Origin of the sequence: Undibacterium sp. GrIS 1.2 (genome assembly GCF_040544435.1) — a bacterium.
Lineage (GTDB): Bacteria > Pseudomonadota > Gammaproteobacteria > Burkholderiales > Burkholderiaceae_D > Undibacterium.
The window spans coordinates 1-3371 of sequence record NZ_JBEONP010000120.1; the positions used below are offsets into that span (position 1 = coordinate 1).

The following is a 3371-nucleotide window of genomic DNA, read 5'->3' on the forward strand; positions in this document are numbered from 1 at the left end:
GGACCGAATTGGCTACCACCAGCCTCGATCAGATGCGTGAGTTCTCCCGCAGCGTTATAGCAATAGCGTTGATAGCGGCCATCAAAGCCGGTTTCGTCGGTAAGTTGGTCGGCGGAAGAAACAGGGTTTCAAATACGCTGCCGTTTTTTTACAACTATGAATTTCTCAACGATTCCATGCGGCGTATTGCAATACGCCTTACGGTCTTCAAATTGTTTTTCCTGGCACTCGACAACATCAGCCGGAAATGGGCGATGCCGATTCGCGAATGGAAAGCGGCGTTAAATCGGTTTACCATTATGTTCGGTGAACGTGTGCCAAACGTTTATTTTAAAAACCGTTTACACAAACTCCCGGATACCCTCAGATAAAATTATTTATACCCTTGAGTATTTGTTCGACTTCTTGACTACTTGAGGTGAATGGATGACACCAATCTGTTGATTCTTTCATTAAAGTGACTTTGCTTTGCTCCATGTCAGCTTATCATGACTATGGTGCACTTCCTTAATTTTCCAATCATCCCCTTCTAACACCAATGTATAGAGATAAAATGGGGAAAACATTCCGCCATCGCCTCTCATTGCCAGCACTTTGGCCGTTTTTCCAATGACGTCGACATCAGGACTCAAAACCTGATCGTAAATTCGTGGCCTCCCTACCGCCATACCTTGTAAAACGGCTTCGCCAATAATAGCAATGGCTTTACTCGTTAAATATTTATATACAATTATTTCCAGATCTATTCTTGCTTTTTCTCTGCTTCGTAGCTTGTAGTTATCAAGGTTATTTTTAAATGATTCACTGCGCATTTCTGCATAATATGAATTCTCCCAATCCAGCATTTCTTTCAAATATGCATCTATCGTTTCATAAGCATTCATTGGTATTGGCCTTTCTAGCAACAGCATGGGTTTGTGAATGTAGCGGATCTTGTTTTTCCATTTTCACGAACTTGATAAAGTATTTCATCTGGTCGTGTTGATCCATTGGAGTATTGAGGAACAACTCGAACAATAACGCTATTTCCAGCTTTTACGCTATTAAAAATGTCGGTTTCAAATGTTCGAAATTGTCCCCTATTGATTCCTAGCGCCTGAGGAAATACACCATTGACACCACCATCCCCACCTAATTGATTGCCAATTGCGTGACCTGCATCATCGTTTTGGCAACCGAATGATCGAGCTCTGGCTCTTGATGATGCGTTTGTACTTGACCCGGTGTTTAAGTCTTCCGGTCTAATTTTCGCGGTCGCACTTTTCAAAGTCCCATCAGAGTTATGCTTATATTTCGCTAATGCGTTCGCGCCAAATAAGCCCAATGGATCAATCCACCCAACCGGATTTGGCGCATACAAAAAATTATTCATTCCACCCGCCAACCCAATAGGATCTTCAGAAACAAACCGTCCCACCGCGGGATCATAATATCGGAATCGATTGTAATGCAAACCAGTTTCTTCATCAAACTGCTGCCCCTGAAACCGGAATGGCTGATCAATAACTGGCGTAGGTTTTGTTGATGTTTGCCAGTTATAGTTCGATGACGATGACCAATTATCCGTCCCCGTCTTCAGCACCACATCGCGCACTTTCGCCTCACCCCAGACCTTGTAATCGGCAGCCCATACAATCTCGCCAACTTGATCTGTCAGCTCTTGTGGCGCGCCGATTTGATCGCATTGATACCAATAGGTATTTTCGTCCTGGATGGTCGCTAGTGGTATAAAACTGTCTGGTTCAAACACGAATAGAGAAGCCTTGTTGCCACGCTGACTATGGATCATCAGATCGCCATCCCACAAATATTCGGTGGCACCGAAGGCATCTGTTTTCTTGGTACGTCTGCCTAATGCGTCGTATTCATAACTGGTGGTCTGCGTTACACCGTGGCGCATGACTGTTGCGTTTTGTAATTGATGGTCGGCGTTCCATTTGAACTGCACTTCTTCATGCGCACCTTTTTTACATGTGATGGAAAATTTAAAATAGGCATGTCCTGTCACGCTTTATACATGCGGGTTTTGAGTCTATCTGGCTTATAGAGCGCATAGGAATTGCGTGATGGGCTAGGTGTTTTTAAAATTTATCTCGAACAAATTACGGTTTGGTGGCATAAATTTTTTTGATGGCGCGATAGGTTTCCGTATCGCGATTTACATGATGATCAATTTTTTCTAACTCAGGAAAAACTGCCTCCTTTAATCCGTTGAAATTCTCCCCGGTTTCAAAAAAATGAATCAACCGTGCCGCAGAATCTTTATCACCCCACATAGGCGTTAGTTCATGTTGATGAATTACATCAAGATGCTTGCTGACGCTTAAATCAGAAATTTTTACCGGGGCGCGGGTCATGTCTTCTTGCGCATTTTCGCCTTTATCAATTAACTTGCCGCCAAGGTAAACGAAAGGCCCCTCATAATTAATATTTGGCTTGATGAAATACCGCTCAAAAGGTGCATGACTAGGGATCACTTCCTTATCAGGCACACGGCGCACACCTAGATGTTGGATCAATGCATTACCCACAGATACACAGAATAGTGGCGCTACTGTATTCAAATCAATTTTTCCCCACACATCTTCATGATTGCTGATTGCATAAAAACGCATATATGCACTTTCATCAACCATCTGAGCAAGCGTGTAAAGATTCTCTTTTAATTTTAAACAAACAACTCCATCCTTTTTCCAAAAAGCTCGCATTTTATATTTTTCCTTAAATTATCTTTAATCACAATCGTCATCGCTGGCTTTACCTGTATAGCAAGAGCACTTGTTGTGCTGATCATTAGCCTTGAGATATTTCTTGCGGCGTTTATTATTCTTTCCTACAGGATTTTGCTTATTGGATGTTTTATCCAATCCGCCCATCTTTTCGAACGTACGTTGTTCCAGTCCGCGAGCAGTATCTTTTCCGGCCTGACCATACCCACTATAGATAGGTTCAGGCGCGGCTCCTGCGTCAAACACGCTAAAATTACCGTTGTATCGATAACGAAGAACAGCTTCCGCCGACTGTTTTCCAGGCATACTTGCATAGCCAACATAAGGCTTGCCGTCTTTCATGCCGGTATAAGTGATGTGTGTCGCTTTCGCCGGATTGCATGCAAGTCCATAAGGGTCTAACCACCCAATCGGATTGGGCGCATAAGCAAACTGGTTGGTACCGCCCGCTAATCCAATAGGATCCTCAGAAACAAACCGTCCCACCGCGGGATCATAATATCGAAACCGATTGTAATGCAGCCCAGTCTCTTCATCAAACTGCTGACCCTGAAACCGGAATGGCTGATCAATAACTGGCGTAGGTTTTGTTGATGTTTGCCAGTTATAGTTCGATGACGATGACCAATTATCCGTCCCCGT

4 protein-coding genes and 2 pseudogenes are annotated in these 3371 nt (G+C 43.5%); 1 reads left to right on the forward strand and 5 read right to left on the reverse strand.

The genetic code is table 11. The features are described from left to right. Positions 1-371 (forward strand): annotated as a pseudogene (locus AAKU61_RS22245) (hypothetical protein); the annotation flags it as partial. Between the two features lie 81 nt (positions 372-452). Here AAKU61_RS22245 and AAKU61_RS22250 read toward each other — a convergent pair. The 5 genes and pseudogenes from AAKU61_RS22250 to AAKU61_RS22265 form a co-directional block, all read right to left on the reverse strand. After that, entirely contained in the window at positions 453-884 is a 432-nt protein-coding gene (locus AAKU61_RS22250; RefSeq protein ID WP_354335781.1) for a hypothetical protein, read from the reverse strand. A 14-nt stretch (positions 885-898) separates the two neighbouring features. Then, entirely contained in the window at positions 899-1324 is a 426-nt protein-coding gene (locus AAKU61_RS22860; protein ID WP_503012676.1) for a DNA/RNA non-specific endonuclease, read from the reverse strand. Next, a pseudogene (locus tag AAKU61_RS22865) lies at positions 1316-1690 on the reverse strand (RHS repeat-associated core domain-containing protein); the annotation flags it as partial. The pseudogene AAKU61_RS22865 and the gene AAKU61_RS22860, both read right to left, overlap by 9 nt. A gap of 412 nt (positions 1691-2102) precedes the next feature. Further along, positions 2103-2708, reverse strand: coding sequence for a DUF8309 domain-containing protein (locus AAKU61_RS22260; protein ID WP_354335785.1), 606 nt, complete (start codon positions 2706-2708; stop codon positions 2103-2105). Positions 2709-2732: 24 nt separating this feature from the next. Beyond that, positions 2733-3371, reverse strand: a 639-nt coding sequence (locus tag AAKU61_RS22265) for an RHS repeat-associated core domain-containing protein (RefSeq protein WP_354335787.1), incomplete at its 5' end; no start/stop codon positions are given.